Source organism: Ensifer sp. GW823-FHT05D09, from assembly GCF_058795755.1.
In genome coordinates, this window is sequence record NZ_JBXAIA010000011.1 from 125998 (window position 1) to 139541 (window position 13544).

General features: G+C 62.3%; 12 protein-coding genes. 7 read left to right on the top strand and 5 right to left on the bottom strand.

What is annotated here, in order from left to right; all coding sequences use genetic code 11:
* Positions 1 to 90: 90 nt before the first annotated feature.
* Positions 91 to 1071, top strand: coding sequence for a quinone oxidoreductase family protein (locus tag AC1Q80_RS26030; RefSeq protein ID WP_492362290.1), 981 nt, complete (start codon positions 91 to 93; stop codon positions 1069 to 1071).
* Positions 1072 to 1108: 37 nt separating this feature from the next.
* Here the strand turns inward: AC1Q80_RS26030 and AC1Q80_RS26035 are convergent, their stop codons facing one another.
* Positions 1109 to 2023, bottom strand: coding sequence for a LysR family transcriptional regulator (locus AC1Q80_RS26035; protein ID WP_492362291.1), 915 nt, complete (start codon positions 2021 to 2023; stop codon positions 1109 to 1111).
* Between the two features lie 147 nt (positions 2024 to 2170).
* On the opposite strand from AC1Q80_RS26035, the gene AC1Q80_RS26040 reads away from it, so the two are divergent.
* Together AC1Q80_RS26040 and guaD are read left to right on the top strand one after the other, a co-directional pair.
* On the top strand, positions 2171 to 3409 hold the full coding sequence (locus AC1Q80_RS26040) for a urate hydroxylase PuuD (protein ID WP_492362292.1): 1239 nt from the start codon (positions 2171 to 2173) through the stop codon (positions 3407 to 3409).
* A complete protein-coding gene (gene guaD, locus AC1Q80_RS26045) occupies positions 3406 to 4761 on the top strand; it encodes a guanine deaminase (protein ID WP_492362293.1) in 1356 nt (451 codons plus the stop codon). The genes AC1Q80_RS26040 and guaD overlap by 4 nt, the downstream gene beginning before the upstream one ends.
* Positions 4762 to 5043: 282 nt before the next feature.
* Here guaD and AC1Q80_RS26050 read toward each other — a convergent pair whose 3' ends face one another.
* Positions 5044 to 5865: an IclR family transcriptional regulator gene (locus AC1Q80_RS26050; protein ID WP_492362294.1), complete on the bottom strand. Its 822-nt coding sequence runs from the start codon at positions 5863 to 5865 to the stop codon at positions 5044 to 5046.
* A 172-nt stretch (positions 5866 to 6037) separates the two neighbouring features.
* Here AC1Q80_RS26050 and gcl point away from each other — a divergent pair, with 172 nt between their 5' ends.
* From gcl to AC1Q80_RS26070, 4 genes are all read left to right on the top strand, one after another.
* Positions 6038 to 7822, top strand: a complete 1785-nt coding sequence (gene gcl, locus AC1Q80_RS26055; RefSeq protein WP_492362295.1) for a glyoxylate carboligase — start codon at positions 6038 to 6040, stop codon at positions 7820 to 7822.
* 27 nt (positions 7823 to 7849) lie between these two features.
* The gene (gene hyi / locus AC1Q80_RS26060) at positions 7850 to 8665 is read left to right on the top strand and encodes a hydroxypyruvate isomerase (protein WP_492362296.1); all 816 of its coding nucleotides are present in this window, start codon (positions 7850 to 7852) and stop codon (positions 8663 to 8665) included.
* A gap of 5 nt (positions 8666 to 8670) precedes the next feature.
* On the top strand, positions 8671 to 9555 hold the full coding sequence (gene glxR, locus AC1Q80_RS26065; RefSeq protein WP_173423049.1) for a 2-hydroxy-3-oxopropionate reductase: 885 nt from the start codon (positions 8671 to 8673) through the stop codon (positions 9553 to 9555).
* 126 nt (positions 9556 to 9681) lie between these two features.
* Positions 9682 to 10950: a glycerate kinase type-2 family protein gene (locus AC1Q80_RS26070; RefSeq protein WP_492362297.1), complete on the top strand. Its 1269-nt coding sequence runs from the start codon at positions 9682 to 9684 to the stop codon at positions 10948 to 10950.
* Positions 10951 to 10968: 18 nt separating this feature from the next.
* Here the strand turns inward: AC1Q80_RS26070 and hpaH are convergent, their stop codons facing one another.
* From hpaH to AC1Q80_RS26085, 3 genes are all read right to left on the bottom strand, one after another.
* Positions 10969 to 11808 carry a 2-oxo-hept-4-ene-1,7-dioate hydratase gene (gene hpaH, locus AC1Q80_RS26075; protein ID WP_492362298.1) on the bottom strand — a complete coding sequence of 280 codons (840 nt, stop codon included), beginning with the start codon at positions 11806 to 11808 and terminating at the stop codon, positions 10969 to 10971.
* 181 nt (positions 11809 to 11989) lie between these two features.
* A complete protein-coding gene (locus AC1Q80_RS26080; RefSeq protein ID WP_492362299.1) occupies positions 11990 to 12604 on the bottom strand; it encodes a LysE family translocator in 615 nt (204 codons plus the stop codon).
* Positions 12605 to 12813: 209 nt separating this feature from the next.
* A complete protein-coding gene (locus tag AC1Q80_RS26085; RefSeq protein WP_492362300.1) occupies positions 12814 to 13473 on the bottom strand; it encodes a response regulator in 660 nt (219 codons plus the stop codon).
* Between the last annotated feature and the right edge of the window lie 71 nt (positions 13474 to 13544).

The following is a 13544-nucleotide window of genomic DNA, read 5'->3' on the forward strand; positions in this document are numbered from 1 at the left end:
CTGGTCAGTATGAAACGAAAGGGTGTGTAGAGCCGCATTGGAGAGTAGGGCTAGTTACGGATCGAAGCCAATCAAATCAGGTCGAGATCCATGAGAGCCATTGAATACCGATCCTTCGGGGCCCCTGAAGTCCTTCATGCCATCGACGCGCCAACTCCGGCGCCCGGGCGCGGTGATGCGCTGGTGCGCGTCAGGGCTATCGGGCTCAATTTCTTCGAAGTTCTGATGCGGCAGGACCGCTATGCCCTCACGCCGGATTTGCCGCTTGTGCCGGGTGTCGAGGTGGCTGGTGTTGTCGAGGCGCTGGGCGAGGGCGTGAAAGCACCGGCGGTCGGTACGCGGGTGGCCGTGCCCATGTTCGCCTTTGGGCGCGGCTCCGGTGGCTGCGCGGAATATGTCTCCATTGACGCCAGCGCACTTGTCCCGATCCCCGACGCGGTCTCGTTCGAGGTGGCGACGGCGCTGATGATCCAGGGGTTGACGGCGCTCCATCTCGTTCGGCAAAGCAAACCCCAAGGAAAGACAGTGCTGGTGACGGCCGCCGCCGGCGGTGTCGGCTCGCTGCTCATTCAGCTTGCAAAGGAGGCGGGCGCCGAAAGGGTGGTCGCGCTTGCAGGCGGTAGCGAGAAGGTTGCGTTCGCGCGCTCGCTTGGCGCGGACCTTGCGCTCGATTACCGGACAGCAGACTGGCAGGGGACACTCAGCCAGCATCCGATGGGTGGCCCGGTCGAGACGATCTACGACTTTGTCGGTGGTGACTTCACCAAATCGGCGCTCGGCGTCCTTTCGCCCGGGGGTGAGCTTGTCTTCGGCGCGATGGGTCGCTTCGAACTTGGGGCAGGCGATGTCGAGAAGATGCTGTCGAACAATCAGTCGCTACGCGGCTTTGCCCTGTTGCCGTTGCTCAGCCCTTCCGGCGTGAAGGCCGATCTCGCTCGTCTGTTCCGTCAGGTGGTAGACGGGCGGCTGAAGGTTCATGTGGGTGGCCGGTTTCCGCTGGCGCAGGCGGCCGAGGCGCACCGCGTCCTGGAAACGCGAAGCACGATGGGCAAGATCGTGCTCGTGCCTTAGTCTTGGACCAGAGCGCAGTTTCACCGATGCTGGCCGGTCAGGCCAGCATCTTGCCGATCAGCCGCTGACAGCGCTCCGCCATGTAATCGATCATCAGGCGCACCTTCGGATCCTGGAAGCGCTTGTGCGGATAGATCGCTGCCAGTTGCACGCCGAGCGGTGGCGTTGATGCGAGGATCGGCACCAGTTCGCCAGCGTTGATATGACTCTTCACTTCGAAGAGCGGCTTGTTGATGATGCCGCGCCCGTCGAGCGCCCATTGGGTCAGCACGTCGCCGTCATCCGAATCGTAAGGCCCAGTCACTTCGAACTTCCTGACGCCTTCCGGCGTCTGCAATGTCCAGAAGTATTCCTTCGAACCGGGATAGCGCAAAAGCAGACAGTCGTGCTTGTTGGCGATCAGTTCGTCCGGCGTTTGCGGCATGCCGCGTTTTTCGAAATAGGCGGGTGCTGCGCACACGACCCGCTCGCAGTTCATGATGCCGCGCATGCGCAGGTTCGAATCCTCGAGGATGCCGAGCTTGAAGGCGACGTCGACGCCTTCCGACAGGATATCGACGTTGTGGTCGGAGAGCCTGAGCCGCACCTCGATATCTGGATACTTGTCGTGAAACTCCGGAATGCCCGAGGCGATCAGCCTTCGACCTATCCCTAAGGGAGCGGTAATCTTCAGCGCGCCCTTCGGATTGTGCGAGAGGTCGGCAATGGCGTTTTCTGCCTCGTTGACTGCCTCGAGTATCTTGACGGCACCGTCGTAAAAGACACGCCCGTGCTCGGTAGGGGTCAGCTTGCGCGTCGTCCGATTGAACAGCCGAACGCCCATGTGGCGCTCCAACTCCTTGATTCTATTGCTGGCGACTGCTGGCGTCACGCGCTGGTCGCGACCAGCCGCCGACAGGGTTCCAAGCTCTACCACGCGTACGAAGACGCGCACGTTGTCCAGATATGACATGCCTCCCGATCTCTCCTCCGGGCGTTATGTAACGCATCCATTCCGTCGCGATTATATAGATTTTTTTGAAAGTGTTGGTGAACCAGCGACGTTCCCGCAGCCTCCAGCAATGACACATAATGCGCCACGGAGAAATGGGAGAATTGCATGTACGAGTATGCCATAGCCTGGGATTGGCTGACCTTTGCCATGAGATGGCTGCACGTCATCACCGGTATCGCGTGGATCGGTTCGTCGTTTTATTTCGTCGCGCTCGACTTGGGCCTGAAGAAGAGACCCGACCTGCCCGTCGGCGCCTACGGCGAGGAATGGCAGGTTCACGGCGGCGGCTTCTACCACATACAGAAGTATCTGGTGGCGCCGTCCAACATGCCGGAGCACCTGATCTGGTTCAAATGGGAATCCTATGTCACCTGGCTTTCCGGCTTCGGCATGCTGTGCATGGTCTATTATGCCGGCGCTGACCTCTACCTGATCGACCCCAATGTCCTCGACGTCTCGAAGACGACGGCGATCGCCATTTCGCTGGCATCGATCGGGTTCGGCTGGCTCGCCTATGACACGATCTGCAAATCGCCGGCCGGTCGCGACAACACCAAGCTGATGGTGCTTCTGTATTTCATCCTGGTCGGCATGGCCTGGGGCTATACGCAGCTCTTCACCGGTCGCGCCGCCTTCCTGCACCTCGGCGCCTTCACGGCAACGATCATGTCGGCCAACGTGTTCTTCATCATTATTCCCAACCAGAAGATCGTTGTTGCCGACCTGATTGCCGGTCGCACGCCGGACGCCAAATACGGCGTGATCGCCAAGCAGCGTTCGACCCATAACAACTACCTGACGCTGCCCGTCCTGTTCCTGATGCTGTCGAACCATTACCCACTGGCGTTCGGCACGCAGTACAACTGGATCATCGCGTCGCTGGTGTTCCTGATGGGCGTCACCATCCGCCACTATTTCAACACCCGTCACGCCGACAAGGGCAATCCGACCTGGACCTGGCTTGCAACCGCGCTGCTCTTCATCGTCATCATGTGGCTGTCGACCGTGCCGAAGATCCTGAGCGGCGAGGAGGAGGCGAAGGTTTCGGCGGCCCAGCAGCCTTTCGTGACCGCGGAAGCCTTTCCGAAGGTGCGCGACACCGTGCTTGGCCGCTGTTCCATGTGCCATGCCAAGGAGCCCGGCTGGGAGGGGATCGTCGTGCCGCCCAAGGGCGTGACGCTCGAGACCGATAGCGAGATCGCCAACCACGCCCGCGAAATCTATCTGCAGGCCGGCCGCTCGCACGCGATGCCACCGGCCAATGTCACCGGCATTTCCGACGAGGAGCGCAAGCTCTTCGTCGCCTGGTATGAAACGGCCGTAAAGGGAGAGAAGGTTCAATGACCGATTTGCTGATCCGCGGCCGCGTGCTGACCTTCGTCGAAAAGCCTGAGGGCATCGACGATACCGCTTCCTACCGCTATTTCGAAGACGGCGCCGTTCTGGTGCGGGGCGGCAAGGTCGCCGATATCGGCGAACATGCAGACGTTTCGCGCCGTGCGGGTCCTTCTGTCAAGGTTGCCGATCACCGGCCGAACCTAGTGCTGCCGGGTCTGATCGACACGCATCTGCATTTCCCGCAGACGCAGGCGATCGCCTCCTATGGCGCGCAACTGCTCGAATGGCTCAATACCTATATTTTCGTCGAGGAACAGAAGTTCCGTGAGCCGGCGCATGCGCAATTCATCGCCGGCCGGTTCATGGACGAGCTTTTGTCCAACGGCACCACCACGGCTGTCGCCTATTGCTCGGTGCATCCCGAAAGCGTCGATGCCTACTTCGGAGCGGCCGAAGCCCGCGGTATGCTAATGATCGGCGGCAAGGTGATGATGGACCGCAACGCGCCCGACGCGCTGCGCGACACGCCGCAACTGGGCTATGACGAGACCAAGCACCTGATCGGCAAGTGGCACGGCCGCGGCCGCGCGCATTATGCCATCAGCCCGCGTTTCGCGATCACATCGACGCCGGAACAGATGGAGATGAGCCGCGCGCTCGTCGCCGAGCATCCCGAATGCTACGTTCAGACACATCTTTCCGAGAACAAGGACGAGATCGCGTTTGCGACATCGCTCTATCCGGAGGCGAAGGATTATACCGACATCTATGCGCGCTACGATCTTCTGACGCGCAAGACGCTGCTTGGGCACTGCATCTATCTGAGCGACCGCGAAATTTCGGTGCTGGCCGAAACGGGTGCCGTCGGCACCTTCTGTCCGACATCGAACCTGTTCCTGGGCTCGGGCCTCTTCGATCGCGATCGGTTCGACAAGCTCGGAGCGCGCTGGTCGGTTGCAACCGATGTCGGCGCCGGCACCAGCTTCTCGATGCTTGAGACCATGGACGAGGCCTACAAGGTTCTCCATCTGCAGGGTCAACGGCTCTCGCCGCTGAACTCGTTCTACATGATGACGCTTGGCAATGCCCGGGCGCTCGATCTCGACGACCGCATCGGCTCGCTGCATATCGGCGCCGACGCCGATATCGTCGTGCTCGACAGCAGCGCCAAGCCGTCGATGGAGCTCCGCATGCGCGTGGCCAAGACCCTTGCCGAGGAGCTGTTCATCCTGCAGACGATGGGGGATGATCGCTCGGTGGCGGAAACCTACGTCGCCGGCAAGCCGATGAAACATCGTGCAAGTGCCCAGGTCGTTGCTGCAGAGGCTGAAGGTGGCCGGAGGCTCGAGACGGTCTGAGCCGTTCTGGCGGCGTTGCAGCGCAAAGGGCAGGGCTACGAGGCTTGAGAATGCATATCAGGGGAAGGCTTGTTTTCTTCCCTCATTCCGCCGTGTGCCGGAACCCAGCAACCTGACGTCTGTCAGGTCCAAGACCTTTCAGCCCAAGGACTTGGGCTGGTCCCGCAGTTCCTTTCTGTGAACACGCACAGGAACGAGCGCGGCTTCGGCAACTGCGGCCCATTCACGCCCATCCTTCCCCGCTGAGCACTCAGAGCCTCCCTCCAAGGAAGGCTTTCCTCGTCAGAGATCTTCCGGCCGCTTGCCGCCCATCGCCCGGGTCAGCGCGTCGGCGCGTTCGCGCACCGCCGGCCCAAGCAGCGAGAGCCTTTCGTCATTGATGCGCACCGACGGCCCCGAGATCGAGATCCCGGCAATCGTCTCGCCATATTCGTTGAAGATCGGTGCCGCCACGCAGCGCATGCCGAGCGTATGTTCCTCGTCGTCGACCGACCAGCCGCGCTGGCGGATGGTCTGGATATCCTGCAGCAGCGCCGGCAGGCTGTCGCGGGTCTTGTCGGTGAAATGTGCGAGCTCGCGCCCGGCAAGCAGATGCGCCACATCCTTGTCGGCCCAGGTCGACAGGATCGCCTTGCCGATGCCCGATGCGTGGATGGGCCCGCGCCGGCCGGGGCGAAAGAACGCCCGCATTGGGGCATGGCTTTCCACCTGCGAGATGAAGACGACATCGCCGCCTTCCTCGATGCCGATGTTCGCTGTTTCGCCGCTTTCCTCCATCAACTGCTTCAGGAACGGACGACTGATGGTGCCGAGCTTGCGGAAGCGCAGATAGGCGTTGCCGATCTCGAATGCCTTCAGGCCGATGGTCCAGGCGCCGGTGTCCGGATCGTTCATCACCATGCCGTGGTTGGCGAGAGAGGTCAGCAGCCGGTGCACTGTCGATGGTGCCATGCCGGTCACATCGGACAGGTGCGTCAGGGTCGAGCCGTCGTTTTCGGCAACGATCGCCAGCAGCGTCAGGCTGCGGTCGAGCACCTGTACGGAGCCGGGCGCTGCGTTCTCGCCGGCCTTCCTGCCGCGTTTTCCCTTGCCTGTCGCATCCATCCTTCGTCCTCCAGCGATCCCCGAGTCATGTCCATCATCCTCTAGCAGGAGCGGGATCGATTGTTTCGAAATTCTTGAAGATGTTTATTTCCGTATGATGGAAATGAATTCCATTTAGATGTTGAGTATCGATCGTTATGGGTTATCGTCTCATCAAACAGGAGGAGTTCCCATGGCTAAGATGCGCGCCGTTGACGCGGCTGTTTACGTTCTCGAAAAAGAGGGCATCGATTGTGCCTTCGGCGTACCAGGTGCGGCGATCAATCCGTTTTACTCCGCCCTGAGGGCGCGCGGCTCGGTCCGCCATATCCTTGCCCGCCATGTCGAGGGCGCCTCGCATATGGCTGAAGGCTATACCCGCGCCAGGCACGGAAATATCGGCGTCTGCATCGGCACATCGGGCCCTGCCGGCACCGACATGATCACCGGCCTCTACTCGGCCTCCGCTGACTCGATCCCGATCCTCTGCATCACCGGTCAGGCGCCGCGCGCGCGTCTCGACAAGGAAGATTTCCAGGCGGTCGATATCGCCAAGATCGCCGCACCCGTCACCAAATGGGCCGTGACCGTGATGGAGCCGGCGCTGGTACCCTTCGTCTTCCAGAAGGCGTTCCATCTGATGCGTTCCGGCCGGCCGGGCCCGGTCCTGATCGACCTGCCCGTCGATGTTCAGCTCGCCGAGATCGAGTTCGATCCCGAAACATATGAACCGCTCGAGCCCTACAAGCCCAAGGCGACGCGCGCCCAGGCGGAGAAGGTGATCGCGATGCTGAACGAGGCCGAGCGGCCGCTGATCGTCGCCGGTGGTGGCATCATCAACGCCGACGCCTCGGACCTCCTGACCGAATTTGCCGAGATCACCGGTATTCCCGTTATCCCGACGCTGATGGGCTGGGGCACGATCCCGGACGACCATCCGCTGATGGCCGGCATGTGCGGCCTGCAGACGTCGCACCGCTACGGCAACGCCAACATGCTTGCCTCCGACTTCGTGCTCGGCGTCGGCAACCGTTGGGCCAACCGCCACACCGGCAACGTCCCGACCTATACCGAGGGTCGCAAGTTCGTCCACGTCGACATCGAACCGACGCAGATCGGCCGCGTCTTCGCGCCGGATTTCGGGGTCGTCTCCGATGCGGGTGCCGCGCTGAAGCTGTTCCTTGACGTCGCAACCGAGTGGAAGACGGCCGGCAAGCTGCGCGACTGGTCGGGCTGGGCGGAAGAATGCCGCGAACGCAAGCGGACACTGCTGCGCAAGACCCATTTCGACCAGACGCCGCTGAAGCCCCAGCGCGTCTACGAAGAGATGAACAAGGCCTTCGGCCGCGATACCTGCTATGTCTCGACGATCGGCCTCAGCCAGATCGCCGGCGCCCAGTTCCTGCACGTCTACAAGCCGCGCAACTGGATCAATTGCGGCCAGGCCGGTCCGCTCGGCTGGACATTGCCGGCAGCGCTCGGCGTGCGTGCCGCCGATCCGGACCGGACGATCGTTGCGCTTTCCGGGGACTATGACTTCCAGTTCATGATCGAGGAACTGGCGGTCGGCGCCCAGCACAAGCTGCCCTACCTGCACGTGGTCGTGAACAATTCCTATCTCGGCCTCATCCGCCAGGCCCAGCGCGGCTTTAACATGGACTTCGAGGTCAGCCTCGCCTTCGACAACATCAACGCCTCTGGCGACGCAGAGAAGGGCTATGGCGTCGACCATGTCGCGGTCGCCGAAGGGCTCGGCTGCAAGGCGATCCGGGTGCGCAGTCCCAACGAGTTCCAGGAGGCGTTCGACCGTGCGCGCGCATTGATGGACGAGCATCAGGTTCCCGTCGTCATCGAGTTCATCCTCGAGCGCGTCACCAACATCTCCATGGGCGTCGACATCAATGCGGTCGTCGAATTCGAGGAACTGGCGATCCGCGGCGAGGACGTGCCGACCGCGATCGCAGCGCTGCTCGATTAAAAAACAATCACAAGGAGGAATCACCGCATGGCGAAGTTCGCTGCGAACCTGACAATGCTGTTTACCGAGGCGCCGTTCCTCGATCGTTTTGCCCTTGCGGCCAAGGCCGGTTTCGAAGGTGTCGAGTATCTCTTCCCCTATGAATTCGAGAAGGTGAGCTTGCGCGGCGAGCTGCAGCGTTATGGGCTGACGCAGGTGCTGCACAACCTGCCGGCCGGCAACTGGGCCGGCGGCGAGCGCGGCATCGCTATCCTTCCCGATCGGATCGACGAATTCCGCAAGGGCGTGGCGAGCGCCATCGACTATGCGACCGCGCTCGATTGCAAACAGGTCAACTGCCTGGTCGGCATCGCACCTGCGGGCATCTCGGAAGAGGTGCTGCGCAGCACGCTGGTCGCCAATCTCAGGCTTGCGGCAAGCGAACTCGGCAAGCAGGGCATTCGCCTGTTGATCGAACCGATCAACGACTTCGATATTCCCGGATTCTATCTCAACACGGTCGAGCAGGCCGCTTCAATCATCGACGAGGTCGGCAGCGACAATCTGTTCATCCAGTACGACCTCTACCACCAGCAGCGCACGCAGGGTGAACTCATCGGCACCTACAGGCGCTTTGCCGACCGCATCGCCCATGTCCAGCTTGCCGATAACCCGGGGCGCAACGAGCCGGGGACCGGCGAGATCAACTACCCCTACGTCTTCGATGCGCTCGAAGGGGCAGGCTACGACGGCTGGATCGGCTGCGAATACAAGCCGCGCACCACGACAGCCGAAGGCCTCGGCTGGCTTGGGGCAGAGCGCAAGCGCACGCAATCCGCAGATATCATCAAGATCAGGAGTTAAGCACAATGGCAACGATCGGCTTTATTGGACTCGGCATCATGGGCACGCCGATGGCACGCCATCTGCAGGATGCCGGACACACGGTCATCACCTCGAAATTCGCCATCCCGCCGCGACAGGAACTCCTCGACAACGGCCTGAAATTCGTCGAGACGCCGAAGGCGCTTGCGGAAACCGTCGACACCATCATCCTGATGCTGCCGGATACGCCTGAAGTGAAAGACGTCCTCTTCGGTGAGAACGGCGTCGCCTACGGCCTCTCCAAGGGCAAGCTTGTCATCGACATGAGCTCGATCTCACCGATCGAGACCAAGGAGTTCGCCAAGAAGGTCCGCGAAACCGGCGCGGAATACGTCGATGCGCCGGTCTCCGGCGGTGAAGTCGGCGCCAAGAACGCCTCGCTGTCGATTATGGCCGGCGGTTCGCAGGAAAGCTTCGACCGCGCTCTGCCGCTGTTTCAGCTGATGGGTAAGAATATCACACTCGTCGGCGACTGCGGTGACGGCCAGGTGACGAAGGTTGCCAATCAGATCATCGTTGCGCTCACCATCGAGGCGGTTTCCGAAGCACTCGTCTTCGCCTCGAAGGCCGGCGCCGATCCCGCGCGGGTTCGCGAAGCGCTGATGGGCGGTTTTGCCTCTTCGCGCATCCTCGAAGTCCATGGTGACCGGATGATCAAGCGCACCTTCGATCCGGGCTTCCGCATCTCGCTGCACCAGAAGGACCTGAACCTCGCGTTGCAGGGTGCAAAGTCCCTCGGCATTTCGCTGCCGAACACGGCAGCGACGCAGGAACTGTTCAACAACTGCGCCGCCAATGGCGACAGTGGGCTCGACCATTCCGGCCTGGTGCGTGCTCTTGAGCGCATGGCGAACCATCAGGTCGCGTGAGGCCGTTGCCGGCCATATAAATGCGCATGATCCGTCCGTGGACCCATTGCATCGGACCGATCATGTGTCCGGGCGGCGGTTGGAGGAACCGCCGCCCGAGACGACTTCGTTATCAGGGGGATACCAATGCCAGCCATCACCGATCCACGCAGGTTTCTGGAGACGTTGTTTACCTCGGCGGTTGCCGCCGCCGATCCGGCATTGGTGATCGCCGCCAATTTGCCGGAGCGGCCGAGGGGCCGCACCGTTGTCGTTGGTGCCGGCAAGGGTGCAGCCCAGATGGCTCAGGCCTTTGAGCGTCACTGGGACGGCCCGCTCTCCGGCGTTGTCGTCACCCGCTATGGCTACGCAGCCCCTTGCGAGCGCATCGAGGTGCTGGAGGCGTCGCATCCCCTGCCGGACGAAAGCGGCCTTCAGGCCGCGCAACGCCTGCTTGCCGAAGTCAGCGGCCTGACGACGGACGATCTGGTCGTCGCCCTTGTCTGCGGTGGTGGTTCTGCCTTGTTGCCCGCGCCGCCGCCCGGGCTTTCGCTTGACGACGAAGTTGCCGTCAACCGGGCATTGCTCGCCTCGGGCGCGCCGATCAGTGCCATGAATGCGGTGCGCAAGCATGTCTCGATGATCAAGGGTGGCCGGCTTGCAGCCGCAGCCTATCCTGCCAAGGTTGTCTCGCTCATTGTTTCCGACATTCCCGGTGACGACCCGGCGCTGGTCGCGTCCGGCCCGACGCTGCCGGATGCGAGCACGCGCGCCGATGCCCTGAAGATCGTCGAGCGCTACGGTTTGCAACTGCCCGAAAAGGTTCTGGCATGGCTCGCAGATCCGGCGGCCGACGCGCCGTCACCGTCCGATCCGCGCTTCGCCGACAATGACGTGCGCCTGATCGCCTCCGCCTCCGTCTCGCTCGAAGCCGCTGCCGCCAAGGCGCGGGAGGCCGGGATCGAGGCGATCATCCTGTCGGATGCGATCGAGGGCGAGGCGCGCGATGTCGGCAGTGTCCACGCGGCAATCGCCCGCGAAGTCGCGGGCCGCGGGCGGCCTTTTGCCAAGCCGGTTGTCGTTCTCTCCGGTGGCGAAACCACGGTCACCATAAGGGGGGCCGGCAAGGGCGGACGCAACAGCGAATTCCTTCTGTCTCTGGCGCTCGGCATCGATGGTGCGAGCGGCGTATCGGCGCTCGCGGCTGATACCGACGGCATCGACGGCTCCGAGGACAATGCCGGTGCCTTTGCCGACGGCACTACCATCGCCCGGCTCGCCGCCCAGCGGCTTGATGCGGCAGCATTTTTGCAGCGCAACGACAGTTGGAGCGCTTTCGATGCGCTTGGCGATATCTTCAAGCCGGGGCCGACCGGGACCAACGTCAACGACTTCCGCGCCATCCTGGTGCAGTAGCGCTGTGAGCAAAGGGCACTAACCCGTTGTCGCCACTTGGTCAGGCGGCGCGCTCTGGCTGAAATGGCAGCTGACCGTGCCATGGCTGCCGAAATCGGCAACGAATGTGTCGCCACTGCGCGCTTCCACTGCCCGCACGAACGAGCCGGAAAGCACGATCTGCCCCGGCTCGATCGCATCGCCATATTGCGCCAGCCGGTTGGCGAGCCAGGCGATACCGCGCGCGGGATGATTGAGAACGCCGGCGCCCAATCCGGTTTCTTCGACCTCGGCATTGCGCGAGAGGATCGCGCCCATCCACCGCATGTCGACCGCGTCCGCGCGCATCGGCCGCCCTCCGAGGATCAGTCCGGCATTGGCGGCGTTGTCGGCGATCGTATCGGCGATGCCTCTTGCCTGTTGCGTCTCGGGATCACGTCTGAGGATGCGGGTGTCGAGGATCTCCAGGGCAGGGATGACGAAGTCGGTGGCGTTGAGCACGTTCAAGACGGTGACGCGCGGCCCTTTGAGCGGTGCCTTCATCACGAAGGCGATCTCCGCCTCCACCCGAGGCTGGATGAAGCGGTCAGCGGGAATGGTCGCGCCGTCCTCAAACAGCATGTCGTCGAACAGCACGCCGGAATCCGGCGTATCGATGCCGAGCGACTGCTGCATCGCCTTCGAGGTCAAGCCGATCTTGAAGCCGATGATCCGTCGACCGAGGTCCCGCTTGCGCCGGACCCAGGCGGATTGAACCGCATAGGCTTCATCGACAGTCATACCCGGGTGCTTGAGTGACAAGAGACCAATCTGGCGGCGATCGACTTCGGCCCGCTGGAGGCTCTCGGCTGCATCGGAAATCTCGGCAAGACTAAGCATGCGACCGCCTTCCTCTCACACAGACGCCGGCCATGCCTTGGCGATGGGCATCCGAAGGATTTCGAGCATTCCGCTGACGTTCAATGCGCCGATATCATCGCTGAAACAGCCACGATAGGAAAGGGGATCGCCGCTTATGGAACGTCGGCATGGGGCAGCACTTGATCACGGCGTCCGCACGTCAAACGGATTGCGTTGCGAGCAGCATGCCAAGCCCGATGAGGATCGAACCGCAGGCCCGCGGAACCAGGCGGTTTTGGCCGCCGGTGAAACGACCAAGTGTGAGCGACGCGAGCATCACCGCTGCGGCATCTGCTGCAGACAACGCCAGGTTGACGAGCATCCCGAAGATCAGGAACTGTAGCGTGACTGGCATCGCCGCCGCCGGATCGACGAATTGCGGCAGAAACGTTACGAAGAACAGTGCCGTCTTCGGGTTGAGAATTTCAACGAGGATGCTGTCGCGCAGCACACCCGGCTTGGCGTCCGTCTTGTGCCCGTCATGTTTGCCGATGCCGAGCAGCATCGTGCCGCCAAGCCATACCAGATAGATGGCACCCGCAAGCTTGATTGCGGCATAGAGAAACGGAGCGTGAGCGAGAAGGGCGGCAAGCCCCAGCGTTGCTGCGGCGATATGCACATAGCAGCCGATATGAATGCCGAGCGCCGCGAGGAAGCCGGCCTTGCGCCCATGCGCCAGGGTCTGCGCGGTCATATAAAGAATGGCCGGTCCCGGCATGCAGGCAAAGATCGCGGTCGCGACTGCAAACGAAATCCAGTGGTCGATCGAGGGCATGGCGGTTCCTCCGGTTCGCCGGCTGCCTTTCCAGCAGCGTGGCGTTCAACCCGATCCGTTCAATCCGGAATTCGAGCAGGGGGAGAACTACGCTTGGTTGTATCGATGCGACATACGGCAGGTGTCGTATTTCGTCGTTTCGAACCCGTTGCTAATATTGTGGTGGTTAAGCGAACGTCACCAATAGGAGCAGGTGTCGCATGCGGATCTCAGCCGATGGGCAGGCCGATGCGAACCGCGTAGGCGGCGATCTCGGCGGCGCTGTGCAGGCTGAGCTTGCGCATCAGGTTTTCGCGGTGCTTGCGGGCGGTGAGGGGGCTGATGCCAAGCCGTTCGGCGATCTCGCGTGCCGTCAGCCCCTGGGCTGCGAGCGAGAGGATCTGCATCTCCCGCCGTGTGAGCGGAATGGGCGAAAGGGCTTCGTCGGTCGCCGACGGCAGCGTCTGTCGGGCCGGGTCGCTGACGGCAAAGCGGATCGATTGGGCGAGATAGATGTCGTTGGCACGGAGCGCATCTACGGCGTCTTCAAGTTCGGCGGGGTCGCCGTTCTTGGTGAGATAACCGTTGGCCCCGGCCTCGATGGCAGCGCGAACCGTCCTCGGTTCGACATTGGCGGTCAACACCAGGATCTTCATTCTTGGCGCCATCGCCCTGATATCGGCGATGAACTGGATGCCGGCAACACCCGGCATGCCGAGGTCGAGGACCAGAAGGTCTGCCGGTTCGCTGCGGGCAAGTACCTGCACGGCCTCGCCGTCGGCGGCCTCGGCAACCACGGTTACATCCGCCATCGTCGACAGCAGCATCTTCAAGCCTTCGCGCACGATGGCGTGGTCGTCGGCAACGATGACGGTCATGGCCTTCGACATCCAAGCAATCCTTCATTCAAATCAGCATCGTTCGGCGACCGTAGACAGGCTGTCGAGCGGAGGTTGTGCGG

Bases quoted from the DNA above. Each gene is read 5' to 3' on its own strand.
- AC1Q80_RS26035 (WP_492362291.1), bottom strand. From the start codon at position 2,023: ATGTCATATCTGGACAACGTGCGCGTCTTCGTACGCGTGGTAGAGCTT.
- hpaH (WP_492362298.1), bottom strand. From the start codon at position 11,808: ATGCTTAGTCTTGCCGAGATTTCCGATGCAGCCGAGAGCCTCCAGCGG.
- AC1Q80_RS26040 (WP_492362292.1), top strand. From the start codon at position 2,171: ATGTACGAGTATGCCATAGCCTGGGATTGGCTGACCTTTGCCATGAGA.
- glxR (WP_173423049.1), top strand. From the start codon at position 8,671: ATGGCAACGATCGGCTTTATTGGACTCGGCATCATGGGCACGCCGATG.
- AC1Q80_RS26030 (WP_492362290.1), top strand. From the start codon at position 91: ATGAGAGCCATTGAATACCGATCCTTCGGGGCCCCTGAAGTCCTTCAT.
- AC1Q80_RS26070 (WP_492362297.1), top strand. From the start codon at position 9,682: ATGCCAGCCATCACCGATCCACGCAGGTTTCTGGAGACGTTGTTTACC.
- guaD (WP_492362293.1), top strand. From the start codon at position 3,406: ATGACCGATTTGCTGATCCGCGGCCGCGTGCTGACCTTCGTCGAAAAG.
- AC1Q80_RS26085 (WP_492362300.1), bottom strand. From the start codon at position 13,473: ATGTCGAAGGCCATGACCGTCATCGTTGCCGACGACCACGCCATCGTG.
- gcl (WP_492362295.1), top strand. From the start codon at position 6,038: ATGGCTAAGATGCGCGCCGTTGACGCGGCTGTTTACGTTCTCGAAAAA.
- hyi (WP_492362296.1), top strand. From the start codon at position 7,850: ATGGCGAAGTTCGCTGCGAACCTGACAATGCTGTTTACCGAGGCGCCG.
- AC1Q80_RS26050 (WP_492362294.1), bottom strand. From the start codon at position 5,865: ATGGATGCGACAGGCAAGGGAAAACGCGGCAGGAAGGCCGGCGAGAAC.
- AC1Q80_RS26080 (WP_492362299.1), bottom strand. From the start codon at position 12,604: ATGCCCTCGATCGACCACTGGATTTCGTTTGCAGTCGCGACCGCGATC.